We start from the raw sequence: 22,966 nt of genomic DNA on the forward strand, positions 1-22,966 counted from the left end.
GACCGCCCCGAGCCGGGATACGAGCCGTTCCGTCAGTGCAGCAGCCGCGGGGACAGCGGACCGCAGGGGAGCAGCTCGGCCTCCGCGCCCGCGTCGCGCAGATCGGTCAGGACCAGCTCGTCGTAGAGCAGCAGTCCGGACTGTTCCGGCCAGACGATCGCCCAGAGCCAGAGTCCGAGCGCCTCACCGGCGAAGACCGCGCGGTCCTGGGGGGCCTCGGGGACGTGCCAGAGCGGAGTGGGCCGGCCCGCGGCGAGCAGCTTGGCCTGGGGCGGCTTGTCGACGTGGAGGGCGGGGCCGGGGTCGGGGCCCGGGATGCCCGCGTAGCGCGCGCCGAGTCCGATGCCCAGCTCCTCGGCGATGAGCAGCAGCTCACCCGTACCGCCGAAGGGTCCCGGACCCGAGCAGGCGACGACGGTGGCGCGGCCGCCGCTGCGGTCGTCGCCCGCGTACGCGACCCCGGCGAAGAGCCAGCCGACCGGCAGTGGCCAGGGCATCCAGACCGGGACGCGCGCGCGGTGCACCACGGCGTCGAGCGCTTCGACGCTGGGTGGTATCACCGGCTGGAGCGGGTGGACCGTACCGTGTTCGTCGCACTGCCAGGAGTCGGCGAAGAGACCGGGCGCCCTGACCCGGCCACCGCACTTCGGGCAGCTGGGTTCGCCCCTCATACCGTGGCCCTCATACCGTCACGGTCCTCCGTGGCGCCGCTCACGTCAAGGGACGATCACCGGTCCGGCACGGCCGGCGACGGAGCGGGACCACTGGTCGGAGCCGGTCGGAGGGTCTGCGGACGGGCTCCGGACGGGCTGCGGCGGAGCTTCGGGAACTTTCGAACACCGGCCGGGCGCCGGGGGCCGTTCGGGTCACGGCACGGCCGAACGGCTCCGGGCCGTGACCCGTCCGTACCGGGCCGGCCCGGTACGGGCGGTCAGTCCAGCGCGACCGAGCGGCGCAGCGGGTCGCGCAGGTCGGTGCCGTGGGACAGCCAGCGTTCCTCCAGCTCCCCGGCGCCCCTGACTCTCTTCCAGGCGGCCTCGTTGGGGGTCATCGGCAGCAGCGGCAGGAAGCGCACCGGGTCCAGCGGCGCGTCCAGCTCCAGATCCGGCACCAGTCCGCCGGACTCCCCCACCAGTACGGAGCTGAAGGGGGCCCCCGGCCACAGTGGCTCCCCGAGGTCCAGCGAGCCGCCGGGGGCCACGACAACGCCCTCGACCTGCGGGGAGGAGGCCAGGACGGCGAGCGGGCGCAGCACCCGGTCGGTGTCGGCGAGTCCGCCGCGTACGGAGAGGACCAGCTCGGCCCGGGGCCCCTTGACGGGGTCGGCGAGCAGCTCCGCCGGGTCGGCCATCGGCTGCGCCGACATCCCCAGGGTGGCGTAACGGATCACGCCGGATCCCTCGGCGTCCACGAAGCGCAGAACCTCGATCCGGTCCGTACCCAGGAAGGTCACCGAGGCGCGCGCGTCGGGTTCGCCGAGGGCCGTACGGAGACGGGCCTCGACGAGAGCGAGAATTTCTTCCATCCGGCGAGCATAGATCGCGTAAGGATGGGGCAAGAGAAAGAATTGGCCCGCTGTCGGCTGATAGCCTGGGCCGCTGGTTGGGACAGCACGCCGAGCGTCGCTATCCGGTCCCGACAACACGTCATCCCCTACGGGGGACCGGCTGGAGGAGGTGAGGCTGCGGTGGATCGAAGTCATCCGGCCAGTACCAGCCGCTCTTCCGGCCGAATTCCCACTCCGGCAATCTGACGCCCCGCCCCTGTCCGGGCTCACGGCTTCCCGCACGACGGAAGAGCACTTTTCTCATCGCCGGTGTTTTTGCCTGTCTGTAGCGAACGCCTGTCTGTTGCGAACGCCGTCACCGCGATCCCGCGGTGCCGCCCGCTTTGCGGACGTCATGCCCCACGTCCCCATTCCGGGCCGCGCCACGCCCTCGCCGACGGCCTCTCCGTAAGGAGCCCGCCATGTCGATGATCCGTGACCTCCGCGCAGCGGTCCGCCCGTCCCTGCGCCGAAGCAGCACCAACCAGGGCAAGCCGAGCAAGTACGACACGTACGACGCCACCCGGGACCCCTCCGCCTCCAGCGCGGTCGTCGACTGCGCGGTCTACCGCGAGGGGCGGCGGGTCGAGCGGGCCTCCTGTGTCACCCCGCACGAGGCGATGCTGCGGGTGCGGGAGAGCGGGGGCTTCGCCTGGATCGGGCTCCACGAGCCGACCGAGGCGGAATTCGCGGGGATCGCGGCCGAGTTCGGGCTGCACCCGCTGGCGGTGGAGGACGCGGTGCACGCGCATCAGCGGCCGAAGCTGGAGCGGTACGACGACACCCTGTTCACCGTCTTCAAGACCATCCACTACGTGGAACACGCCGAGCTGACCGCGACCAGCGAGGTCGTCGAGACCGGCGAGGTGATGTGCTTCACCGGCGACAACTTCGTGATCACCGTCCGGCACGGCGGCCGGGGTTCGCTGCGCGATCTGCGCCACCGGCTCGAATCCGACACCGAGTTGCTGGCCAAAGGGCCTTCGGCCGTACTGCACTCCATCGCCGACCATGTCGTCGACGGATATGTCGCGGTGGCGGCGGCCGTGCAGGACGACATCGACGAGGTCGAGATCGACGTGTTCTCCGCCCCGGCGAAGGGCAGCCCCCGGGGTGGCGACGCCGGGCGGATCTACCAGCTCAAGCGCGAGGTGCTGGAGTTCAAGCGGGCGGTCTCACCACTGCTGCGGCCGATGCAGCTGCTGAGCGAGCGGCCGATGCGGCTGATCGACCCCGACATCCAGAAGTACTTCCGCGATGTGGCCGACCATCTGTCCCGGGTGCACGAGCAGGTCATCGGCTTCGACGAACTGCTGAACTCGATCCTCCAGGCCAATCTGGCGCAGGCGACCGTCGCCCAGAACGAGGACATGCGCAAGATCACGTCCTGGGCGGCGATCATCGCCGTACCGACGGCGGTCTGCGGGGTCTACGGCATGAACTTCGACTACATGCCCGAGCTGAGGTGGAAGTACGGCTACCCGCTGGTGCTGGTCGCGATCGGCTCGATCTGTCTGGCGATCCACCGGATGCTGAAGCGCAACGGCTGGCTGTAGCGCGTATCGCGCGATACGGACGGACCGGCCGACCCGGCCGAACGGAAAAGTCGCTCGCAACAGTCGATCCACCCGTACACCGGCTTCCGTACACCGGCGGACCGCCGTGCCGGGCCCCCGATAGGCTGCGCGGCATGACAGAACCTCACCTCCCCGACCTGGCCCTCGCCGACCGGGCCCTGGTCGAGGAGGCCACCAAGAAGTCCGGCCTCGTCTGGGTACGGGAGTCCGGGCCCGCCCGTGCGCTGTGGCACCTCTGGCACGAGGGCGCCGCGCTGCTGGTCGGGGACGGCCCCGGGGAGCAGCCGCTGCCGGGGCTCGCGGACGGCTCGCGGGCCGAGGTGACCGTACGCAGCAAGGACAAGGGCGGTCGGCTGGTGGCCTGGACGGCGGATGTCGTGGAGCTGGCGCCGCGCTCGCCCGAGTGGGAGGCTGCCGTCGCCGAACTGAAGGGCAAGCGGCTCAACGCCCCGGACGCCGAGGCGATGCCGGAGCGCTGGGCGCGGGAGTGCCGGGTGCTGCGGCTGGTGCCCCTGACGGCGGTGACCGAGCTGCCGCAGGGCTCGCTGGCGGCCCCTCCGCTGCCGACGCCCGCGACGACCCGCGTGCCCGCCTCCCCCTCCCTGGGCCGACTGCTGCTGGGCCGCAGGAAGAAGGGCTGACGTCGGCCGCTTCCCGGAGCTGCCGGTCTACTGGCCGGTGGTCTTGGGCAGCCTGCTGCCGTAGTCGACGGTCTGCCCCTTCGTCGGCGCCTCCAGCTCGAAGTCCTTGCCCCAGTCGGCGAGGGTGAGCGTGCCCGCGTTGCCCGCGCGCTCCAGCTGCACCGGGTAGGGCGTGCCCTCCAGCGCGACGTCCAGCGTGCCGCCGTCGCCCTCGCTGCCGCTGATCTTGATGGTCCGCACCCCGCCGATCCGGTCGCGCTCGCCCTTGTTCAGCTTGCCGTGCAGCGACAGGATCCCGCTGAGCAGCACATTCATATCGGTGAAGCCGGTCAGCTGCTTGTACGCCGGGTCGTCCTCCGGCACCTTCACATACTTGTCCCTGAGCTTGCCCGCGGCCTCGGAGTCCGACGTACTGGGCGGGGCGGTCGCCTTGCCGTCCGTCTCGGTGTGGCTCCAGAAGTCCGCGTCTGCCTTGAGGAACAGCTGCTCCTCGATGCGCAGCAGCTGGAAGGTGGTGGTCCGGGAGACCACGGAGCCGATGGCGCCGTTCCCCTTGAGCCGCATATTGAGCTTGTACGTCTCGCCCCCGCTGACCAGCGCCCCGGAGAGGCGGACCGCGCCCGCGCCGTCCGCCGCCGTCTTCGCCTTCTTCTCGATCTCGGTGGCGGAGAGTTTCCCGACCCCGTTCGTCCCCTTGTCGGGATCCTCGCCACCGCCGCACGCGGTGAGTCCCGGGGCCAGTACCGCGCCGAGCAGGAGGGGGAGCAGGACCCGGCGGACGCCGTCGGAGAGCGGGGGAACGGTCACAGACGCACTTGCCTCTCATACGCTGCTGGGGTGGCAGACCGCAGCGTACCCGGGCGGCCCGTGCCTCTCGACAGAGAGGCGCGGGCCACCGTGAGGACGGATCCGTCAGCGCGTCCCGCAGCGGTACGGGCTAGCCTGAACCCGTCATCATGCTGGATAGAACGACATAAGGATCGCCAAGGACAGGGAGGCGCTCGGAGATGGCGGCAAGCGCGCCCCGGGTCTTCGTCTCGCATCTCGTCGGCGTGCCGGTTTTCGACCCCACCGGCGATCAGGTGGGCCGGGTCCGCGATCTGGTCGCGATACTGCGGGTCACCGGCCGGCCGCCGAGGCTGCTGGGGCTCGTGGTCGAGGTGATCGGGCGGCGCCGGATCTTCCTGCCGATGACCCGGGTGACCGGTATCGAGTCGGGCCAGGTGATCACGACCGGGGTGCTGAACGTACGGCGCTTCGAGCAGCGTCCGACCGAGCGGCTGGTCCTCGGCGAGCTGCTCGACCGCCGGGTGCGGCTCGTCGAGAGCGACGAGGAGGTGACGGTCCTCGATGTCTCCGTACAGCAGCTGCCCGCGCGCCGGGACTGGGAGATCGACAAGGTCTTCGTCCGGCGCGGCAGGGCGGGCGGCGCGCTGCGCAGGCGCGGGGACACGCTGACGGTGGAGTGGTCGGCGGTCACCGGGTTCTCGCTGGAGGAGGAGACGCAGGGCGCGGAGCGCCTGGTCGCCTCCTTCGAGCGGCTGCGTCCGGTCGATCTCGCCAATGTGCTGCACCATCTGACGCCGAAGCGGCGGGCCGAGGTCGCCGCCGCGCTCGACGACGACCGGCTCGCCGATGTGCTGGAGGAGCTGCCCGAGGACGATCAGGTGGAGATCCTCGGCAAGCTCAAGGAGGAGCGCGCGGCCGACGTCCTGGAGGCGATGGACCCGGACGACGCGGCCGACCTGCTCTCGGAGCTGCCCGAGTCCGACAAGGAGCGGCTGCTGACGCTGATGCGCCCCGACGACGCGGCGGACGTGCGGCGGCTGATGTCGTACGAGGAGCGGACGGCGGGCGGGCTGATGACGACCGACCCGATCGTGCTGCGGCCGGACGCGACGGTGGCGGACGCGCTGGCCCGGGTGCGGATGCAGGACCTGTCCCCGGCGCTCGCGGCGCAGGTCTATGTGTGCCGCCCGCCGGACGAGACGCCGACGGGCAAGTACCTGGGCACGGTCCACTTCCAGCGGCTGCTGCGGGATCCGCCGTACACGCTGGTCAGCTCGATCGTGGACAGCGATCTGCCGCCGCTGGCCCCGGACACCCCGCTGACCGCGATCACCGGCCATCTCGCGGCGTACAACATGGTCTCGGCGCCGGTGGTCGACGACAGCGGGGCGCTGCTGGGCGCGGTGACCGTCGATGACGTACTCGACCATCTGCTGCCCGACAACTGGCGCGAGACCGGATTCCACGGTCCTGAGGAGGGGGAGACGGGCCGTGGTGACTGAACGCGGGGACCGGGACGGCGGCGGCCGGGACCGGCCGAGGAGCGGGAGCGGTACGGGCGCGACGGCGATAACGCGCGGCGCGCGGGTGCGGCTCGACCAGCCGCGCCCGCAGCGGCGCCGGATACTGCCCGAGTACGACCCGGAGGCGTTCGGGCGGCTCTCGGAGCGGGTGGCCAGGTTCCTGGGGACCGGCCGCTTCATCGTGTGGATGACACTGGTCATCATTGTGTGGCTGGCGTGGAACATCCTCCTGCCGCCCGCGCTGCGCTTCGACCCGTACCCCTTCATCTTCCTGACGCTGGTGCTCTCGCTCCAGGCGTCGTACGCGGCACCCCTGATCCTGCTGGCGCAGAACCGCCAGGACGACCGGGACCGGGTCACCCAGGAGCAGGAGCGCAAGCAGAACGAGCGGGCGATCGCGGACACCGAGTATCTGACGCGGGAGATCGCGGCGCTGCGGATGGGGCTCGGCGAGGTCGCCACGCGTGACTGGATCCGTTCCGAGCTCCAGGACATGGTGAGGGACATGGCCGATCACCATGTGCTGCCGCCGGAGACCGGGCGGGCGCGGGGGCGCGAGGAATCCGACCGCTGACGGACCGGCGCACGGGCTTTCCGCAGGCGGGGCCCGGCGCCGTACCATCTCCGTATGGCTACCGACACGTACGGAACCGCCGTTCCCGCGGAAGACGCGGTGCGCGAAGCGCTGGCGACGGTGAACGACCCCGAGATCCACCGGCCGATCACCGACCTGGGCATGGTCAAATCGGTGGATATCGGCGCCGATGGCGTGGTGGCGGTCACGGTCTACCTCACGGTCTCCGGCTGCCCGATGCGCGACACGATCACGCGGACCGTGACGGACGCCGTCGCCCGTGTCGAGGGCGTCACCCGGGTGGATGTCACGCTGGACGTGATGGGCGACGAGCAGCGGCGCGAGCTGGCCGCCGCGCTGCGCGGCGGGACCGCCGAGCGCGAGGTGCCGTTCGCCCAGCCCGGCTCGCTGACCCGGGTGTACGCCGTGGCGTCGGGCAAGGGCGGTGTCGGCAAGTCCTCGGTGACGGTCAATCTGGCGGCGGCGATGGCGGCCGACGGGCTGAAGGTCGGCGTGGTCGATGCGGACATCTACGGGCACAGCGTGCCGCGCATGCTCGGCGCGGACGGCAAGCCCACCCAGGTCGAGAACATGATCATGCCGCCGTCGGCGCACGGCGTGAAGGTGATCTCCATCGGCATGTTCACCCCGGGCAACGCCCCAGTGGTGTGGCGCGGCCCGATGCTGCACCGGGCGCTCCAGCAGTTCCTGGCGGATGTCTACTGGGGCGACCTGGATGTCCTGCTGCTCGATCTGCCACCGGGGACCGGCGACATCGCGATCTCGGTGGCCCAGCTCGTCCCGAACGCGGAGATCCTGGTGGTCACCACCCCGCAGCAGGCGGCGGCCGAAGTGGCCGAGCGGGCCGGGTCGATCGCCGTACAGACCCATCAGAAGATCGTCGGCGTGGTCGAGAACATGTCGGGCCTGCCGTGTCCGCACTGCGACGAGATGATCGACGTCTTCGGCACCGGCGGCGGCAAGCTGGTCGCCGAGGGACTGACGCGGACGACCGGCGCCGAGGTGCCGGTGCTCGGCGGGATCCCGATCGACGTACGGCTGCGCGAGGGCGGCGACGCGGGCAAGCCGATCGTCCTGTCCGACCCCGACTCCCCCGCCGCGGTCGCGCTGCGCTCCATCGCGAGCAAGCTGGGCGGCCGCAAGCGCGGCCTGTCGGGCATGTCGCTGGGCATCACGCCGCGCAACAAGTTCTGAGAACGGTACGCCGACGGTACGAGGTACGGAGGTAAGGGGCGCCGGCAATGGCGTGCGCCCCTTACAGCGGACCCGGTCACGGCGAGTCCGGTGATCACAGCGGGTCCAGTGATCACAGCAGGTCCGGTGATCACAGCGGGTCCAGTGATCACAGCCGGTCCGGTGATCACAGCGGGTCCAGTGATCACAGCCGGTCCGGCGGGGGCGCGGGTCAGCCGTAGGACCTGATGTCCTCGATCACCGAGAAGCCGAGCCCGTACGCGCTCATCCCGCGCCCGTACGCGCCGAGGTGGACCGGTCCGCCCGGGGAGCCCGCCAGCACCCAGCCGAACTCGGACTCGCGGTAGTGGAAGGGCGTCGGCACCGCGTCGACCGGCAGCGAGAGCACCGACCAGGACGGCCCGTTGAGCTCGTCGGCCAGCTCGAACGCGGCCTCCGTCTGCTGCTTCAGCCAGTCGTCGCGCAGGGTGTGGTCGAGCAGTACGGGCCAGGTGGCCGAGAGCAGCCCCGCCCCGGCCAGCCAGGCCGCCGAGGAGGCCGTGGTGGCGTCCAGGTGCCCGGTGCCGTCACCGGTGCTGCACGCGGGGCCGGCGGCGACGGTGACGACGACCGCGAAGCGTTCCCTCTCGGCGGTCGCCGCGTCCGGTCTTATCGACGGCCCCTCGCCATGGCCCGTGGCGCCGTGCCGTACCTCGCCGTCGGCGGTGGCGCCGACCCGCATCAGCCTGCGCGGGCCCGTGAACGCGTCGTCCAGTCCGTACCAGGGGAAGGGCGCGCGCAGATAGCCGGCGAGCGTATGGGGGGCGGCCGGTCCTCCCTCGGCGTCCACGGGACCGTTCGCGTCCCGCGTACCTGCCCGACTCGTCGTCTCCATCTGCCGGCGCCTCCTCGATCTCGAAACGTCCGCAGCGGCCCGCCCCCGACGGGCGTCTCACTGCCGGACAGATGGAGGATAGCCACCCGGCCCCGGCTCGCAGGGATTGGCCGTGCTCAGGTGGCGTCCGAGTCGAAGAGCGGACGCTCTGCGGGCGCGGGCTTCTTGAGCAGGTCAGGGGTGGTGGCGGGGCTCTTCTTGAGCAGGTCGGGCAGGGTCGTGGAGCCGTTCGCGGACGACCCGTTCGCCGAGGAGCCGCTGAGCGTCTTCACGGCGGCGGGCGCGGCCTCCTCGGTGGAATCACTCTCCCGGCCGTTGACCACATCGGTGATGTCCGAGATCTCCTTGCGGAGGTCGAAGCTGCTGCGGATCTCGCCCAGGCCCAGATCGTCGTTGCCCTCCATGAGCTGCTTACGGACGAACGTCTTGGGGTTCAGGTCCTCGAACTCGAAGTCCTTGAACTGCGGGCCGAGCTCCGAGCGGATGTCTTCCTTCGCGTTGTCGGAGAACTCGCGGATCTTCCGTATGAAACCGGCGACGTCCTGGATGACCTTGGGCAGCTTCTCCGGGCCGAAGACGATGACCGCGAGTACCACGATCGTGACCACCTCAAGGGCGCCAATGTCACTGAACACTCTGCTGCTCCTTGTGTTCTCCGGCCCACGGACGATGTCGGGGGCGTCCATGCCCGAGCGGTCGAGGTGGAACGGGGTCCGGGCCGTTCCACGGTACCTGTCGTACCGGCCAGGACGGTACCTTCCGGACCTGTCCACCCGCTGTGAGAAACGGCGCTCCGGTAACTGTCAGCTGCCGTCCGCCGAGCCGAGCGTGAGGCTCATGGTCCGTTCCTCGCCGCCGCGTACGAGCGTCAGCTCCAGCTTGTCCCCCGGCCGGTGCGCGCGGATCTTGACGATCAGCTCCTCGCCGCTGTGCACCCGCTCCTTGTCGACCTGGGTGATCACATCGCCCGGCTTGATGCCCGCCCGGTCGCCGGGGCCGTCCGCCGTCACGGCCCGACCGCCGTCCGCGGCCTTCGCGCCCACCCGGGCGCCGTCGCCCGCGTACTCCATGTCGAGGCTGACACCGATGATCGGGTGGGTGGCCCGGCCCGTGTTGATCAGCTCCTCCGCGACCCTCTTGCCCTGGTTGATCGGTATGGCGAAGCCCAGTCCGATGGAGCCCGACTGGCCCGCGCCGAGGCCGGTGCCGCTGTCCGCCGCACGGATCGCGCTGTTGATCCCGATGACCCGCGCCTTGCTGTCGACCAGCGGGCCGCCCGAGTTGCCCGGGTTGATCGGGGCGTCGGTCTGGAGCGCGTCGACATAGCTGATGTCGCTGCCGTCGCCCTTCTCGCCGCCCGCCGTGATGGGACGCTGCTTGGCGCTGATGATCCCGGAGGTGACCGTGTTGGACAGGTCGAAGGGGGCGCCGATGGCCACCACCGGGTCGCCGACCTGGACGTTGTCGGAGTTGCCGAGCGGCAGCGGCTTGAGCCCGGTGACCCCGGTGACCTTGACCACAGCGAGGTCGTAGCCGCTGTCCTTGCCGACGAGCTTCGCGCTGGCGGTCTCGCCGCCGCTGAAGGTGACCGATATCTCGCCGGAGGAGCCCGCGGGCTGGACGACATGGTTGTTCGTCAGGATGTGGCCCCGCTGGTCGAGTACGAAGCCGGTGCCCGTGCCCTGCTCGCCCTCGCCGCTGACATGGAGGGTGACGACGCTCGGCAGGGCGCTGGCGGCGATGCCCGCGACGCTCTCGGGCGCGCGGCCACCGCTCTCCGGACCCGCCTGCGGCAGCTCGACGGTGCTGAAGCCGCCGTTGCGTTCGATGTACGCGCCGACCGCGCCGCCGAACACACAGCCCGCGAAGACCAGCGCCGCGACGGCGGCCGTCCCGGCCCGCCGCCGCTTCCCGCCGGGCTCGCCGCACTGGGTGAGCGGCTGCTGCGGCCCGGGGGTGGACCAGGGGTCGTACCGGAGCCACTGCGGGGACGGCGGCGAGACCGCCGCGGGCCCCGCCGGGCCCTGGGCGAGCACCTGGGGCCCCGCCGACCCCGCGTAGGGGTCCTGGGCGTACGGGGGCGCCATCGGGGTCCCGTGCGCCGGGGTGGGCAGCTGTACGGGCGGGGCGGGCGCCCAGGGCCCCGGGCCGCCGTAGGGCGGGGTGCTGTAGGCGTCCGGCTCGTGCAGCGGCCGGGGGCGGTCCTGGGGGCCGGGCTCCACCGGGGTCACCGGAGCAGGCGGGGCTTCCCGCGTCAGACCCTCGGGCGCGGGCGCCCCTGCAGCGGACACCCCGGGAGCGGACACCCCGGGAGCGGGCGCCTCGGGCGCGGGCTGCCCGTCCTCGACGGGCGGCCGCTCCTCTACGGCTGTCCGCTCCTCGACGGGCGCCCGGTCCGTGCTGGGCGGCGCCTCCGGCTCTCGTGGTGTCTCATGTCCCACCGAGGGACGGCTCCACCACTTCGCCTTCGGTCCGCTGGGCTTCCCGTCGTCCATGCTCTCCCCGCAACTGCCGTTCCGCGCCCCCGAAGGGGCGCCCTGCGAGGATTCAACCAGGTTCGGCCCGGCGGGCACATGGGAGTTGGTCAGCGCCTGGCCGAAAGCGGCGCGACGGGCAGCGTCGGAGCGTCCATCCGGGTGGGACGCGGGGCCGCCGTGGGACTGAGCTCCGGGTCGTCGATCTGGAGCGCCGAACCCGCCGGCCCCGTCGGCCGTATCAGCAGCTCGGTGGAGTCGATCAGGGTGCCCGACGCGTAGCCGTGCCCGGAGAGGGTCTCCACCTGGGAGACACCGGCCGGGACCGCGGGGGCCTGGCCGTTCCCCGTGTGCGCTCCGGCGGCGCCGCCCTGGCGCCGGGAGGACTCACCGCCCACGGAGACCGGGGCCGTGGTGCCGGGGGCCCGCATGGGGGTCACGCTGTTGCCCGCGCCCCGCTGGAGGACATCGGCCGTCCCCAGCTGCATCGTCCCGCCGAGGGCCATCGCCGCGAAGGACACCGCGCTGGCCGCCGCGAAGGCGAACCGCCGTCCGCGCCACGGCGAACGCTCGGCCTCCTGGCGCCCGACCTCGTGGATACGGAAACCGGAGCCGCCGGAGAGCCCACCGGCGCCCGCCGGGACATAGCCGAAGCCGTCCGGGCGCACCCCGAAGACACCGTCGCCGAAGCGCCGGGCGCCCTCGAACTCGAAGAGCCCCTTGCCCTCGTCGTCCTCCCCGGCGCCCGGTCCCGACGATCCGCCGGGCAGGCTGTGGAGCCGGGCCAGGAACCCCGCGGAGGGCAGCGGCGGGGCGGTCTGCGCGAACACGCTTTTCAGCCGGCGCTGCGCGTCGGCCTCCGCCTTGCACTTGGCACAGGTCGCGAGATGGGCCAGCACGCGCTCCCGCGCGTCATGGTTCAGCTCCCCGTCCACCAAGGCGGCGAGTCTGTCCCCCAGATGCTGTTCGGCGGGGGTGGGGCCGGTGCCACTCACGCCGCTCCGACCTCCCCGGCCACACTTGCGAAGGCGCGCTGCTCGGCCCTGGCCTCGGGGGAACGGTGCTGGAGTGCCTTGCGCAGATGCGAGCGCCCCCGGTGGATCCGGCTGCGCACGGTGCCGAGCTTCACTCCGAGCGTGGCCGCGATCTCCTCGTACGACAGCCCCTCGATGTCACAGAGCACGACCGCGGCGCGGAACTCGGGCGCGAGGGTGTCCAGCGCCTGCTGGACGTCCGCGTCGAAGTGCGTGTCGTGGAACACCTGCTGGGGCGACGGCTCACGGCTGGGCAGCCGCTCCGCCGCGTCGTCGCCGAGCGCGTCGAACCGGATCCGCTGCTTGCGACGGACCATGTCCAGGAAGAGATTGGTGGTGATGCGGTGGAGCCAGCCCTCGAAGGTGCCGGGGGTGTACGTCGACAGCGAGCGGAAGACCCGGACGAAGACTTCCTGGGTCAGGTCCTCGGCGTCGTGCTGATTGCCCGTGAGGCGGTACGCGAGGCGGTAGACACGTCCGCTGTGGGTGCTGACGATCTCCTCCCAGCTGGGAGGCGTCCACGTCTGCGATTCCGCATCCGATGCGAAGGTCGCGGTCACGGCGGAGTCGGTGGAGCGAGAACGGTCAGCTGTGTTGGTCACGGATTTCGGCTCGCCGACCGACCTGAGAAAGCGCCTGAGCACTCCTCCCCGATCCACAGGCGCAGCCGCACCTCCCCTATCGGCTCTGGTGGTGTCCAGTGGAGCCCCTACCATAGCCACTCCGCCCGTTAGTTCCGGATAAGAATCTTTACGTGAATTGGGAGCCGGTCCCCGGCCCGATACCTGGTGCTCCCCGCCCGCTCCTGCCTCCTTCTCAACGCCCGGTCCCATCTGCGGGTTCCCGGGTACAGCGGATACAGTCACCGTTGCGCCGCCAACGGGGACAAGGAGAGGGTCATTACCGCCAACCGGCAGACGAGCTGGGCGTTCGCCGACGCCTTTGTCGCCGAGGACGAAGCACTGCGCTGGGCCCGGGACCGGGCCCGCGACTCAGGGCTCCGCTCGGTGTCACCAGGCACTGGCGCCGCGCTGCGTCTGCTCGCCGCCACGCTCGACGCGAAGTCGGTGGCGGAGATCGGCACCGGTACCGGGGTCTCCGGGACGTATCTGCTCCAGGGCATGCGGCCGGACGGCGTCCTGACCACGGTCGACACGGAACCGGACCGCCAGCAGGTCGCCCGGCACGCCTTCCGCGCCGCGGGCTTCGCCGGGAACCGCGCGCGGTTCATCCCCGGGGGCGCCCTGGACGTACTGCCACGCCTCGCGGACGGCGGCTACGACCTGGTCTTCTGCGACGGCGACCGGCTCGAATCACTCGAATATCTCGTTGAATCGCTACGGCTGCTGAGGCCCGGCGGACTCGTCTGTTTCGAGGGTGTCTTCTCCAACGGCCGGACGGTCGACTCGGCGGCCCAGCCCGCAGAGGTGCTGCGGGTGCGGGAGCTGCTGCGCGCCGTACGGGAGAGCCGGGAACTCCAGTCGACGCTGCTGCCGGTGGGCGACGGACTGCTCTGCGCGGTACGGCGGGGCTGAGCGCCGCCGGACGTCGAGGGCCTCTCCTGACCACCGACGGCCCTCCTGCCGACGGCCCGCTTGCCGATCACCTCCGGAACAGAGCTCTGCCCCGGCACGGACTGATCCGTACCGGGGCAGAAGTCTGTCTGTCCAAGGGTGACCCAACACCCGGAAGACCGTTCATTTCGTTCCGCTCAGCCGACGACCTTCTTCAGCGCGTCGCCGAGCGCCTCCGCCTCGTCCGGAGTCAGCTCGACGACAAGCCGACCGCCGCCTTCGAGCGGAACGCGCATGACGATGCCCCGCCCCTCCTTGGTCACCTCGAGCGGGCCGTCGCCCGTTCGCGGCTTCATGGCCGCCATGCTCGTTCCCCTTCCTGAAACCAGCTCATCGCAGCCGGCTTGCCCCTTGCAGGCCCTGTGTCACCGGCATCGAACACATTGCTTCAAGCCCATTATCCCGCATGGCGGGACCCGATGACCAACATCGGATGGCATCGCTTCGGCAACGCGCTCTCTCAAAACCCCTCAATTCGGCGATCCGGCTGCGATACTTCGCCGCTCCGTGCTCCGTGGGCACCCGACTTTCTTAGACGCAGGTCACATGCCCGGCGCGGGAGATCTCCGCCATGCTGGGGCCCGACAGGACTGCCGGAGCCGCGAAGGGACCCGACCATGGCCGACACCGTGCTGTACGACGTGAGTGACGGACTCGCAACGATCACGATCAACCGCCCCGAGGCCATGAACGCGATGAACATCGCCACCAAGGCCGCCCTCCGGGACGCGCTGGTGACAGCGGGAGCCGACTCCGCCGTACGGGGTGTTCTGCTGACCGCCGCGGGCGATCGCGCCTTCTGTGTGGGCCAGGACCTCAAGGAGCACACCACCCTGCTGGCCGCCGATCTGGAGAACGGCTCCGGGGCGACGATGAGCACCGTACGGGAGCACTACAACCCGATCCTGCGCGCGATCACCGAGATGCCCAAGCCGGTCGTCGCGGGGGTCAACGGGGTCGCCGCGGGCGCGGGGCTGGGCTTCGCCCTCGCCGCGGACTACCGGATCGTCGCGGACACCGCCTCGTTCAACACCTCCTTCGCGGGGGTGGCCCTCACCGCCGACTCCGGGGTCTCCTGGACCCTCCCCCGGCTGATCGGCCACGGCCGCGCGGCCGATCTGCTGCTCTTCCCCCGCTCGATCCCCGCCGCCGAGGCGTACGGCTGGGGCCTGGTGAACCGGGTCGTGCCCGCCGCCGAGCTGCCCGCCGAGGCCGCCGCCGTCGCCCGCGCCCTCGCCTCGGGCCCGACGCTCGCCTACGCGTCGCTCAAGGAGTCCCTGGCGTACGGGGCGGAACACTCGTTGGCCGAGACGCTGGAGAAGGAGGACGAACTCCAGTCGAGGGCGGGCGCGTCGGCGGACCACTCCATCGCGGTCAACGCCTTCCTGGCCAAGGAGAAGCCCCGGTACGTGGGGCGCTGAGGCTCAGGGCCGGGCCACGCAGCCTTCCAGGTGGTCGTTGACCAGCCCGCACGCCTGCATCAGGGCGTAGGCCGTCGTGGGCCCCACGAAGCGGATCCCGCGCTTCTTGAGATCCTTGGCCAGGGCCGTGGACTCCTCGGTGATCGCCGGAACATCGGCGATCGTCGGGGGCGCCGGGCGCTCGGCCCGGTCCTTGGGCGCGTGGGACCAGATCAGGGCGTCCAGCTCACCGGCGGACCACTGGGCGAGGACCCGCGCGTTGGCGAGGGTCGCGTCGACCTTGGCGCGGTTGCGGATGATCCCCGGATCGGCGAGCAGCCGCTCGCGGTCCGTGTCGGTGAACTCCGCCACGGACGCGATCCTGAACGAGTCGAAGGCGGTACGGAACCCCTCGCGCCGGCGCAGGATCGTGATCCAGGACAGCCCCGACTGGAACGCCTCCAGACAGAGCCGTTCGAAGAGGGCGTCGTCGCCGTGGACCGGGCGTCCCCACTCCTCGTCGTGATAGGCCAGATAGTCCTCGGTGGACAGCCCCCAGGGGCAGCGCGGCCGCCCATCGGGGCCGGGCACCACGGCTCCGTCGCTCATCGGCCGGTCTCCTCGCCGGGCTTCCCGGAGTCGCCGGCCTTCCCCGAGCCGCCCGGTCCTCCGGAGTCTCCAGGCTCTTCGACGTCACCGGACTTCCCGAGGTCGACGGGCCGCTCGAAGTCCTCCGGCCCGAGATCGTCCGGCCCGAGATCCTCCCGCCCACCGAAGAGTTCGCGCGTCCCGGGCTTTCCGAAGAAGCCGGCCGGGGAGACCGCCGTGGCCTGCGCCCCCGCGAGCGCCGACTCCAGCTCCGCGATCCGCGCGTCCCGCTCCGCCAGCTCCGCGCCGAGCCGGGCGAGTACGTCGTCGACGTCCGCCATCCGGTAGCCGCGCGCGCCGACCGGCAGCCGGAGCGCCTCGACATCGGCGCGGCCGACCGGCCGGGTCACCGGCAGTGGGTCCACCAGCCGCTCCGGAGAGACCTCCGGCAGGATCGCGCGGTCGCCGCCGCCGACGACGGCGAGGGTGACCGCGGAGACGACCACGACCATCGCGATGAGCAAGAACAAGAACACGGGCTTCTCCCCGGGCAGGAAACGTCGATGCCGATCGTGCCATGAGCCGTCGGCGCCGGGGACGGCCAGCGACCGTTAAAGTCACAGTCGGAGCAGGTCCGGACAGGTCCGGAGCGGCTCCGGAGCAGGTCGACGGGGAGCCGATACGCGGGAAGGGCACGGAATGCGCGGAGTTCTGCGGCTGGGACGTCGGGAATTCGAGGCGTACGAGCCGGTGATCATGGCAATCGTCAACCGGACCCCCGACTCCTTCTACGACCAGGGCGCGACCTTCCGCGACCGGCCCGCGCTGGAGCGGGTGGAGCGCGCGGTGGCGGAGGGCGCCGCCATCATCGACATCGGCGGGGTGAAGGCGGGGCCCGGCGAGGAGGTCACCGCCGAGGAGGAGGCGCGCCGTACGGTCGGTTTCGTCGCGGAGGTGCGGCGGCTCCACCCGGACGTGGTGATCAGCGTCGACACCTGGCGCCACGAGGTCGGCGAGGCCGTCTGCGCGGTGGGCGCGGATCTGCTGAACGACGCCTGGGGCGGGGTGGACCCCCGGCTGGCCGAGGTCGCCGCGCGGTACGGAGCGGGGCTGGTCTGCACCCACGCGGGCGGCGCCGAACCGAGGACCCGGCCGCACCGGACGACGTACGACGACGTACTGACGGACATTCTGCGGGTGACCCTGGGACTGGCCGAGCGCGCCGTGGAACTGGGCGTGCGCCGGGACGGGATCATGATCGACCCCGGTCACGACTTCGGCAAGAACACCCGGCACTCGCTGGAGGCGACCCGCAGGCTGGACGAGATGGCCGGGACGGGCTGGCCGGTGCTGGTCTCGCTCTCCAACAAGGACTTCGTCGGCGAGACGCTCGACAAGCCGGTCAAGGAGCGGCTGATCGGCACGCTGGCGACGACCGCGGTGTCGGCGTGGCTCGGGGCCAGGGTCTACCGCGTCCACGAGGTCGCGGAGACCAAGCAGGTGCTGGACATGGTCGCGTCGATCGCGGGCCACCGGCCCCCGGCCGTGGCCCGCCGGGGCCTGGCCTGAGCCGGAGGGCGCGGAGCCGCGAGGGCCCCGTACCCTCCCGGCCCCGGGTCAGTTCCCGGTCTCCTTGGTGACCAGCGCGACCGCTTCCTCCACGTCGTCCGTGACGTGGAAGAGCAGCAGGTCCTTCTCGGACGCCTTGCCCTGCGCCACGACCGTGTCGCGCAGCCAGTCGACGAGCCCGCCCCAGTACGCCGTACCGAACAGGACGATCGGGAAGCGGGTGACCTTACGGGTCTGGACCAGCGTGAGCGCCTCGAACAGCTCGTCCAGGGTGCCGAGACCGCCCGGCAGGACCACGAAGCCCTGCGCGTACTTCACGAACATCGTCTTGCGGACGAAGAAGTAGCGGAAGTTGACCCCGATATCGACATGCTGGTTGAGCCCCTGCTCGAAGGGCAGCTCGATGCCCAGGCCCACAGAGATGCCCTTGGCCTCCCGCGCGCCCTTGTTGGCCGCCTCCATCGCCCCCGGGCCGCCGCCCGTGATCACCGCGAACCCGGCGTCGACCAGCGCCCCGCCGAGCCGTACGCCCTCTTCGTACTCCGCCGTGCCCTCGGCGGTGCGTGCCGAGCCGAAGACGGCGATGGCCCGGGGCAGCTCGGCGAGGGCTCCGAAGCCCTCCACGAACTCCGACTGGATGCGCATCACCCGCCAGGGGTCGGTGTGCACCCACTCGGAGTCGCCCTCGGTGTCCAGCAGCCGCTGATCGGTCGTCCCCGGCTGGACCTGCTCCCGGCGGCGGATCACCGGTCCGAGCCGCTGTTCCTCCGGCTTCGTTCCCTCCGGCATGCCCATGAGCTGCTCCCTCCGCTGCTGTGCGCTGTTCTGGCGCAAGGGTAGATCCACGGACGTGACAAACGGAGAAATTCCGTCGAAAGATCGGACGGCGGGAGGACCCGGGGGCGGGGCCGGACGGCGGATCCGCTCAGCCGACCGGGCCGGTGAGCCAGTCGCGCAGCCGGTTCTCGCAGTGCGTGATCCGCTCGACGGCCACCCGCTCGTCCCGTTTGTGGGCGAGGAGTGGGTTGCCGGGGCCGTAGTTGACGGCGGGCACCCCGAGCGCGCTGAACCGCGCGACGTCCGTCCAGCCGAACTTGGGCCGCGCCGTACCGCCGACAGCCGCCATGAACGCGGCGGCGGCCGGGTGCGAGAGCCCCGGCCGGGCCGCGCCCGAGTGGTCGTCCACGACGAACTCGGTCACCCCGCAGTCCGCGAAGACCTCGTGGACATGGGCGAGCGCCGCCTCCTCCGTGAGGTCGGGGGCGTAGCGGTAGTTGACGACGACGACGCACGCGTCGGGGATGACGTTGTTGGCGACGCCCCCCTCGATCCGTACGGCGTTGAGCCCCTCGTGGAACTCCAGGCCGTCGACGACCGGCCGGCGCGGTTCGTACGCGGCGAGGCGGGCCAGGACGGGGGCTGCGGCGTGGATCGCGTTGGACCCCATCCAGCCGCGCGCGGAGTGCGCCCGCTCCCCGGCGGTGTGCAGCAGGACCCGCAGGGTGCCCTGGCAGCCGCCCTCGACCTCGCCGTCCGTCCCTTCGAGGAGTACGGCGAAGTCGCCCTCCAGCCAGTCGGGGTGGGCCTCGGCGACATGCCCGAGGCCGTTGAGGTGCGCGGCGACCTCCTCGTTGTCGTAGAAGACGAAGGTGAGGTCCCGGTTGGGCTCGGGGACCGTCGCGGCGATGCGCAGCTGGACCGCGACACCGGACTTCATGTCGCTGGTGCCGCAGCCCCAGAGCATCCCGTCCTCGTCCAGCCGGGAGGGCACGTTGTCCGCGATCGGGACGGTGTCGATGTGCCCGGCGAGGATGACCCGCTCGCCTCGGCCGAGAGCGGTCCTGGCCACGACGTTGTTGCCGTACCGGTCGACGGTGAGGTGCGGCAGGGCGCGCAGCGCCTGCTCGATCGCGTCGGCAAGCGGCTTCTCGTCGCCGCTGACGGACGGGAAGTCGACGATGCGCGCGGTGAGCGCCGGGCCGTCGGTGGTGAGGTCGAGCGGGGTCTCGGGGGTGCCGTTGCTGTGGGACATGTTGTGACCCTAATACCCCGCCCTCACCCACCCTCATACCCCTCGGGTCGGCTTCCTCCGGTGACACCGGGCGCTCCGGAAGCGGGGCACGGGACGCTGCCGACTCCAGTACGGTGGCCTCGTGTCCGAGACCGTCTCCTCCCCCCGTCGCGGCCGCTCCTTGCGTCTGGCCGCCGCGTTGACCGTGCTGCTGGCCCTGGCCGGGTATGTGGTGGTGCAGTACGTGAGCGGCGGAGGGGGTGCGCCCCGGTGTGTGGTGCGGGCCGCCGACGGGGCGGGGGACGGCAGTCCCTCGTACGCGATGAGCCCCGAGCAGGCGGAGAACGCGGCCACGGTCTCGGCGGTGGGCACCACGCGCGGGCTGCCGGAACGCGCGGTCACCATCGCGCTGGCGACCGCGCTCCAGGAGTCCGCGCTGCGCAATCTGGACTACGGCGACCGGGATTCCCTCGGGCTCTTCCAGCAGCGTCCCTCGAAGGGGTGGGGCAGCGCCGCGCAGATCCAGGATCCGGTCTACTCGGCGGGTGAGTTCTACGACCATCTCGTCAAGGTCCCCGGCTACTCGCGACTGCCGCTCACCGAGGCGGCGCAGCGCGTCCAGCGCAGCGGTTTCCCGCAGGCGTACGCGAAGCACGAGCCGGACGCGACGCTGCTGGCGGCGGCGCTCACCGGCCGGTCCGCGGCCTCGCTGAGCTGTTCGGCGCCGAACAGCGGGGTGGCGGGGGATCCGGCGAAGGTACGGGCGGCGCTGGTGCGGGACTTCGGGCCGGAGGTGCTGCCCGCCTCGGCGGGCCGGGCCACCGGGGGCAGTTCCGCGGAGCTGTCGGTGCCCGCGTCGGTCACCGTGACGGCCGGTCACCACGGCAACTCGGCGGACGGCGGTCCGTCGCCGCAGCGCGGCTGGGAGCTGGCGCACTGGGCGGTGGCGCAGTCCGCCGTGCTGGGCATCGACGAGGTCTCCTACGCGGGCCGGGTGTGGAGCGCGGAGCAGGCGTCCGAGGGCTGGCGCACGGCGGACGGCAGTACGGAAGCGGCGCGGCGGGACAGCGCGCGCGACGTCCATATCCGCACCGCGCAGTAGTACGGCGCATCACCCGGACGGACGAGTCGCGGTCTGCCCCGATCGACTGTCCCGCCGGGGCCTCCCGGGCCGCCGGGGGCTCTGTCGACAGCGGGCCACTTCCCTTGCGTACCAAGGGAAGTGACGGTTCGCCGGATACCGTCGCCGGGTCCTTCCGGCCGCTCTCCGCCCCGGTCGGTCCGGTGGGGCTTACGGATTCTTTACCCTCATTCACCGCATCCTCCGGTGCCCTTCGAGGGGTTGTCACTCCGTCCGATCGACGGACAAACGGCAAGTGACACGCCCTGTTCTCTCCCTCGAAGGAGCATCATGTCCGCGAATCTCCCCCTGTCCCGTCGGGTCGCCCGTACCGCGCTGCTGATCGCGGCGGCGGCTCCGGTGATCGGCGCGGCCGGCTCCGCGCACGCGGCGGCGCTGCCGCAGGCGCCCGACCTCGGCGCGGTGAGCGCGCTCGACGGCGCGGTCGTGGGCGACACGGTCGACACCGGCACCCAGCAGGCCACGCAGCTGGTGAACACCGCCGGAACGGTCCTGGGCAAGGCCGCCGCCGACGCCACGAAGGGCGCGGGCAAGGCCGCCGGGAAGGGGACGACGAAGGGGAAGGGCTCCGCCAAGGGCGCCACCCCGGCCAAGGGCGCCGGGCTCCTCGGCGGGCTGCCGCTCAAGGGCCTGCCGCTCGGCTGAGCCGTCCGTACGTAAAACCTCCGCGCGAGCAGAGGCACGTACGGAGACATGTACGGAGTCGTGTACGCGAAAGGGAGGGTCCCCCGGGACCCTCCCTTTCGCGTACGACACGTCAGCCCAGCCGCTTGGCCGCCGCCGCGATCCGCTCGTCGGTGGCCGTCAGCGCCACCCGTACATGCCGCTCCCCCGCCACGCCGTAGAAGTCGCCGGGGGCGACGAGGATGCCGAGACCCGCGAGGTGCGCCACCGTGTCCCAGCACGGCTCGTCCCGTGTCGACCACAGGTACAGGCTCGCCTCGCTGTGATCGATCCGGAAGCCGTGCGCCTCCAGCGCGGTGCGCAGGGCGGTGCGGCGGGCCGCGTACCGCTCGCGCTGTTCCCGTACGTGCGTGTCGTCGCCGAGCGCCGCGACCGTCGCCGCCTGCACCGGGGCGGGGACCATCATCCCGCCGTGCTTGCGGATCGCCAGCAGCTCGCCGAGGACGGCCGCGTCGCCCGCGAGGAAGGCCGCGCGGTATCCGGCGAGGTTGGAGCGCTTGGAGAGCGAGTGGACCGCCACGATCCCGTCGTACGAACCACCGCAGACATCCGGGTGCAGTACGGAGACGGGCTCGGCCTCCCAGCCCAGCTCCAGGTAGCACTCGTCGCTGAAGAGCAGCACGTCGTGCTCGCGCGCCCAGGCGACGATCCGCGTCAGCTCCGCCGGGGACAGCACCCGTCCCGTGGGGTTCGACGGCGAGTTGAGCCACAGGAGCCTCAGCCCGGCCGGGTCCAGCTCGGTGGGGTCGTCGTACGCCACCGGCTCGGCGCCGCAGAGCCGCGCCCCCACCTCGTACGTCGGGTAGGCGAGCCGGGGGAAGGCCACCCGGTCGCCCGCGCCGAGGCCGAGCTGGGTCGGCAGCCAGGCCACCAGCTCCTTGGAGCCGACCACCGGCAGCACGTTCGCGTGTGCCACCCCGCGCGCCCCGAGCCGCCGCTCCACCCAGCCGGTCAGCGCGTCCCGCAGCGCGGCCGTCCCCCACACCGTCGGATACCCGGGCGAGTCGGCGGCCGCCACCAGGGCCCGCTGGATCAGCGCGGGCACCGGGTCGACGGGGGTGCCGACGGACAGGTCCACGATTCCGTCCGGATGGGCGGCCGCCGTCGCTTTGTACGGCTCCAGCTTGTCCCAGGGGAAGACGGGGAGGCGCGAAGAGACTCGCGAGGAGACTGCGGACACGTGCTCACTCTTTCTTTCTCGTGCTGTGCGGGAACTTCTCGTGCTGTGCGGAGACTTCTCGTGCTGTACGGGAACGGGGAACGGGAGCGGAAAACACAGCGGTCCCGTACGGCGGCGAGCCATACGGGACCGAGGGCGCTCTGTCAGCCGTTCTGCGGCGGCAAAGCGGCGATGAAGGGGTGGTCCCGCTCGATCAGACCGAGCTTGGAGGCACCACCGGGCGAACCCAGCTCATCGAAGAACTCGACGTTCGCCTTGTAGTAGTCCTTCCACTCGTCCGGGGTGTCGTCCTCGTAGAAGATGGCCTCGACCGGGCAGACCGGCTCACAGGCTCCGCAGTCGACGCATTCGTCCGGGTGGATGTACAAGGACCGGGAGCCCTCGTAGATGCAGTCGACCGGGCACTCCTCGATGCACGCCTTGTCCTTGACGTCGACACAAGGCTGCGCGATGACGTAGGTCACGCTGTCGTTCCTCCTCGATAGGGCGCGGCGGGCCGATCTGCGGCTCCGTCCACGGGCGCGCGGGAGCGCGGCGTCGTCGATGCCCACATCTAGTATCTCCGTTCTTGG

Annotated in this window: 24 protein-coding genes and 1 pseudogene; 10 read left to right on the forward strand and 15 right to left on the reverse strand. The window is 71.6% G+C overall.

What is annotated here, in order from left to right:
* Positions 1-32 precede the first annotated feature (32 nt).
* Both ACIP8W_RS06535 and ACIP8W_RS06540 read right to left on the reverse strand, forming a co-directional pair.
* Positions 33-671 carry a DUF6758 family protein gene (locus tag ACIP8W_RS06535; protein WP_401947024.1) on the reverse strand — a complete coding sequence of 213 codons (639 nt, stop codon included), beginning with the start codon at positions 669-671 and terminating at the stop codon, positions 33-35.
* Between the two features lie 260 nt (positions 672-931).
* A complete protein-coding gene (locus ACIP8W_RS06540; RefSeq protein WP_401947027.1) occupies positions 932-1,525 on the reverse strand; it encodes a suppressor of fused domain protein in 594 nt (197 codons plus the stop codon).
* 443 nt (positions 1,526-1,968) lie between these two features.
* Between ACIP8W_RS06540 and ACIP8W_RS06545 the strand changes: the two genes are divergently transcribed.
* Complete coding sequence (locus ACIP8W_RS06545) at positions 1,969-3,102, forward strand: magnesium and cobalt transport protein CorA (protein WP_401947030.1); 1,134 nt, start codon at positions 1,969-1,971, stop codon at positions 3,100-3,102.
* 134 nt (positions 3,103-3,236) lie between these two features.
* A complete protein-coding gene (locus tag ACIP8W_RS06550) occupies positions 3,237-3,764 on the forward strand; it encodes a hypothetical protein (RefSeq protein WP_402202161.1) in 528 nt (175 codons plus the stop codon).
* Between the two features lie 27 nt (positions 3,765-3,791).
* On the opposite strand, the gene ACIP8W_RS06555 is transcribed toward ACIP8W_RS06550, so the two are convergent.
* Positions 3,792-4,571 (reverse strand): hypothetical protein, encoded by a 780-nt coding sequence (locus tag ACIP8W_RS06555; RefSeq protein ID WP_402153862.1) that lies wholly within the window; start codon positions 4,569-4,571, stop codon positions 3,792-3,794.
* A gap of 200 nt (positions 4,572-4,771) precedes the next feature.
* Between ACIP8W_RS06555 and ACIP8W_RS06560 the strand changes: the two genes are divergently transcribed.
* From ACIP8W_RS06560 to ACIP8W_RS06570, 3 genes are read left to right on the forward strand one after another with little or no spacing between them, the layout of a single operon-like run.
* On the forward strand, positions 4,772-6,055 hold the full coding sequence (locus ACIP8W_RS06560; protein ID WP_401947039.1) for a magnesium transporter MgtE N-terminal domain-containing protein: 1,284 nt from the start codon (positions 4,772-4,774) through the stop codon (positions 6,053-6,055).
* A complete protein-coding gene (locus ACIP8W_RS06565; protein ID WP_401947436.1) occupies positions 6,048-6,650 on the forward strand; it encodes a DUF1003 domain-containing protein in 603 nt (200 codons plus the stop codon). Before ACIP8W_RS06560 ends, ACIP8W_RS06565 begins: the two co-directional genes overlap by 8 nt.
* A gap of 54 nt (positions 6,651-6,704) precedes the next feature.
* Entirely contained in the window at positions 6,705-7,865 is a 1,161-nt protein-coding gene (locus ACIP8W_RS06570) for an Mrp/NBP35 family ATP-binding protein (protein ID WP_401947042.1), read from the forward strand.
* 211 nt (positions 7,866-8,076) lie between these two features.
* On the opposite strand, the gene ACIP8W_RS06575 is transcribed toward ACIP8W_RS06570, so the two are convergent.
* From ACIP8W_RS06575 to sigE, 5 genes are all read right to left on the reverse strand, one after another.
* Entirely contained in the window at positions 8,077-8,739 is a 663-nt protein-coding gene (locus ACIP8W_RS06575; protein ID WP_401947045.1) for a hypothetical protein, read from the reverse strand.
* 116 nt (positions 8,740-8,855) lie between these two features.
* Positions 8,856-9,374 carry a sec-independent translocase gene (locus tag ACIP8W_RS06580; protein WP_401947047.1) on the reverse strand — a complete coding sequence of 173 codons (519 nt, stop codon included), beginning with the start codon at positions 9,372-9,374 and terminating at the stop codon, positions 8,856-8,858.
* Between the two features lie 168 nt (positions 9,375-9,542).
* Positions 9,543-11,234, reverse strand: a complete 1,692-nt coding sequence (locus ACIP8W_RS06585; protein WP_402202164.1) for a trypsin-like peptidase domain-containing protein — start codon at positions 11,232-11,234, stop codon at positions 9,543-9,545.
* A gap of 89 nt (positions 11,235-11,323) precedes the next feature.
* Positions 11,324-12,208: an anti-sigma factor family protein gene (locus tag ACIP8W_RS06590; protein WP_401947053.1), complete on the reverse strand. Its 885-nt coding sequence runs from the start codon at positions 12,206-12,208 to the stop codon at positions 11,324-11,326.
* Positions 12,205-12,963 (reverse strand): RNA polymerase sigma factor SigE, encoded by a 759-nt coding sequence (gene sigE / locus ACIP8W_RS06595; RefSeq protein WP_401947055.1) that lies wholly within the window; start codon positions 12,961-12,963, stop codon positions 12,205-12,207. The genes ACIP8W_RS06590 and sigE overlap by 4 nt, the downstream gene beginning before the upstream one ends.
* A gap of 152 nt (positions 12,964-13,115) precedes the next feature.
* Between sigE and ACIP8W_RS06600 the strand changes: the two are divergent.
* Positions 13,116-13,782: pseudogene (locus tag ACIP8W_RS06600) on the forward strand (O-methyltransferase).
* 176 nt (positions 13,783-13,958) lie between these two features.
* Here the strand turns inward: ACIP8W_RS06600 and ACIP8W_RS06605 are convergent.
* The gene (locus ACIP8W_RS06605) at positions 13,959-14,126 is read right to left on the reverse strand and encodes a DUF3117 domain-containing protein (RefSeq protein WP_009997451.1); all 168 of its coding nucleotides are present in this window, start codon (positions 14,124-14,126) and stop codon (positions 13,959-13,961) included.
* A gap of 312 nt (positions 14,127-14,438) precedes the next feature.
* Here ACIP8W_RS06605 and ACIP8W_RS06610 point away from each other — a divergent pair, with 312 nt between their 5' ends.
* Positions 14,439-15,242 (forward strand): enoyl-CoA hydratase/isomerase family protein, encoded by an 804-nt coding sequence (locus tag ACIP8W_RS06610; protein ID WP_402150606.1) that lies wholly within the window; start codon positions 14,439-14,441, stop codon positions 15,240-15,242.
* A 3-nt stretch (positions 15,243-15,245) separates the two neighbouring features.
* Here the strand turns inward: ACIP8W_RS06610 and ACIP8W_RS06615 are convergent, their stop codons facing one another.
* Together ACIP8W_RS06615 and ACIP8W_RS06620 are read right to left on the reverse strand one after the other, a co-directional pair.
* The gene (locus tag ACIP8W_RS06615) at positions 15,246-15,830 is read right to left on the reverse strand and encodes a DNA-3-methyladenine glycosylase I (RefSeq protein WP_402202167.1); all 585 of its coding nucleotides are present in this window, start codon (positions 15,828-15,830) and stop codon (positions 15,246-15,248) included.
* A complete protein-coding gene (locus ACIP8W_RS06620; protein ID WP_402202169.1) occupies positions 15,827-16,345 on the reverse strand; it encodes a hypothetical protein in 519 nt (172 codons plus the stop codon). Before ACIP8W_RS06620 ends, ACIP8W_RS06615 begins: the two co-directional genes overlap by 4 nt.
* A gap of 163 nt (positions 16,346-16,508) precedes the next feature.
* On the opposite strand from ACIP8W_RS06620, the gene folP reads away from it, so the two are divergent.
* Positions 16,509-17,378 carry a dihydropteroate synthase gene (gene folP, locus ACIP8W_RS06625; protein ID WP_401947065.1) on the forward strand — a complete coding sequence of 290 codons (870 nt, stop codon included), beginning with the start codon at positions 16,509-16,511 and terminating at the stop codon, positions 17,376-17,378.
* 48 nt (positions 17,379-17,426) lie between these two features.
* Here the strand turns inward: folP and ACIP8W_RS06630 are convergent, their stop codons facing one another.
* Entirely contained in the window at positions 17,427-18,173 is a 747-nt protein-coding gene (locus tag ACIP8W_RS06630; protein WP_401947439.1) for a TIGR00730 family Rossman fold protein, read from the reverse strand.
* A gap of 130 nt (positions 18,174-18,303) precedes the next feature.
* Positions 18,304-19,410 carry a succinyl-diaminopimelate desuccinylase gene (gene dapE, locus ACIP8W_RS06635; RefSeq protein ID WP_401947068.1) on the reverse strand — a complete coding sequence of 369 codons (1,107 nt, stop codon included), beginning with the start codon at positions 19,408-19,410 and terminating at the stop codon, positions 18,304-18,306.
* A 121-nt stretch (positions 19,411-19,531) separates the two neighbouring features.
* Here dapE and ACIP8W_RS06640 point away from each other — a divergent pair, with 121 nt between their 5' ends.
* Positions 19,532-20,491, forward strand: a complete 960-nt coding sequence (locus ACIP8W_RS06640; RefSeq protein WP_401947070.1) for a hypothetical protein — start codon at positions 19,532-19,534, stop codon at positions 20,489-20,491.
* Between the two features lie 309 nt (positions 20,492-20,800).
* On the forward strand, positions 20,801-21,175 hold the full coding sequence (locus ACIP8W_RS06645) for an ATP-binding protein (protein ID WP_401947072.1): 375 nt from the start codon (positions 20,801-20,803) through the stop codon (positions 21,173-21,175).
* 112 nt (positions 21,176-21,287) lie between these two features.
* Here ACIP8W_RS06645 and ACIP8W_RS06650 read toward each other — a convergent pair whose 3' ends face one another.
* Both ACIP8W_RS06650 and fdxA read right to left on the reverse strand, forming a co-directional pair.
* Positions 21,288-22,394: a bifunctional succinyldiaminopimelate transaminase/glutamate-prephenate aminotransferase gene (locus tag ACIP8W_RS06650; RefSeq protein WP_401947075.1), complete on the reverse strand. Its 1,107-nt coding sequence runs from the start codon at positions 22,392-22,394 to the stop codon at positions 21,288-21,290.
* 143 nt (positions 22,395-22,537) lie between these two features.
* Positions 22,538-22,858 carry a ferredoxin gene (gene fdxA, locus ACIP8W_RS06655; protein ID WP_018845645.1) on the reverse strand — a complete coding sequence of 107 codons (321 nt, stop codon included), beginning with the start codon at positions 22,856-22,858 and terminating at the stop codon, positions 22,538-22,540.
* Positions 22,859-22,966 lie beyond the last annotated feature (108 nt).

It is taken from the genome of Streptomyces sp. NPDC088554, assembly GCF_044752945.1.
Classification (GTDB): Bacteria; Actinomycetota; Actinomycetes; order Streptomycetales; family Streptomycetaceae; genus Streptomyces.

What these genes read in the sequence shown, in the direction of transcription:
- ACIP8W_RS06560 (WP_401947039.1), top strand. Translation starts at nt 4,772, where the DNA reads ATGGCGGCAAGCGCGCCCCGGGTCTTCGTCTCGCATCTCGTCGGCGTG.
- sigE (WP_401947055.1), bottom strand. Translation starts at nt 12,963, where the DNA reads ATGGTAGGGGCTCCACTGGACACCACCAGAGCCGATAGGGGAGGTGCG.
- ACIP8W_RS06615 (WP_402202167.1), bottom strand. Translation starts at nt 15,830, where the DNA reads ATGAGCGACGGAGCCGTGGTGCCCGGCCCCGATGGGCGGCCGCGCTGC.
- ACIP8W_RS06545 (WP_401947030.1), top strand. Translation starts at nt 1,969, where the DNA reads ATGTCGATGATCCGTGACCTCCGCGCAGCGGTCCGCCCGTCCCTGCGC.
- ACIP8W_RS06570 (WP_401947042.1), top strand. Translation starts at nt 6,705, where the DNA reads ATGGCTACCGACACGTACGGAACCGCCGTTCCCGCGGAAGACGCGGTG.
- ACIP8W_RS06540 (WP_401947027.1), bottom strand. Translation starts at nt 1,525, where the DNA reads ATGGAAGAAATTCTCGCTCTCGTCGAGGCCCGTCTCCGTACGGCCCTC.
- ACIP8W_RS06610 (WP_402150606.1), top strand. Translation starts at nt 14,439, where the DNA reads ATGGCCGACACCGTGCTGTACGACGTGAGTGACGGACTCGCAACGATC.
- dapE (WP_401947068.1), bottom strand. Translation starts at nt 19,410, where the DNA reads ATGTCCCACAGCAACGGCACCCCCGAGACCCCGCTCGACCTCACCACC.
- folP (WP_401947065.1), top strand. Translation starts at nt 16,509, where the DNA reads ATGCGCGGAGTTCTGCGGCTGGGACGTCGGGAATTCGAGGCGTACGAG.
- ACIP8W_RS06645 (WP_401947072.1), top strand. Translation starts at nt 20,801, where the DNA reads ATGTCCGCGAATCTCCCCCTGTCCCGTCGGGTCGCCCGTACCGCGCTG.
- ACIP8W_RS06575 (WP_401947045.1), bottom strand. Translation starts at nt 8,739, where the DNA reads ATGGAGACGACGAGTCGGGCAGGTACGCGGGACGCGAACGGTCCCGTG.
- ACIP8W_RS06535 (WP_401947024.1), bottom strand. Translation starts at nt 671, where the DNA reads ATGAGGGGCGAACCCAGCTGCCCGAAGTGCGGTGGCCGGGTCAGGGCG.
- ACIP8W_RS06585 (WP_402202164.1), bottom strand. Translation starts at nt 11,234, where the DNA reads ATGGACGACGGGAAGCCCAGCGGACCGAAGGCGAAGTGGTGGAGCCGT.
- ACIP8W_RS06630 (WP_401947439.1), bottom strand. Translation starts at nt 18,173, where the DNA reads ATGGGCATGCCGGAGGGAACGAAGCCGGAGGAACAGCGGCTCGGACCG.
- ACIP8W_RS06605 (WP_009997451.1), bottom strand. Translation starts at nt 14,126, where the DNA reads ATGGCGGCCATGAAGCCGCGAACGGGCGACGGCCCGCTCGAGGTGACC.
- ACIP8W_RS06550 (WP_402202161.1), top strand. Translation starts at nt 3,237, where the DNA reads ATGACAGAACCTCACCTCCCCGACCTGGCCCTCGCCGACCGGGCCCTG.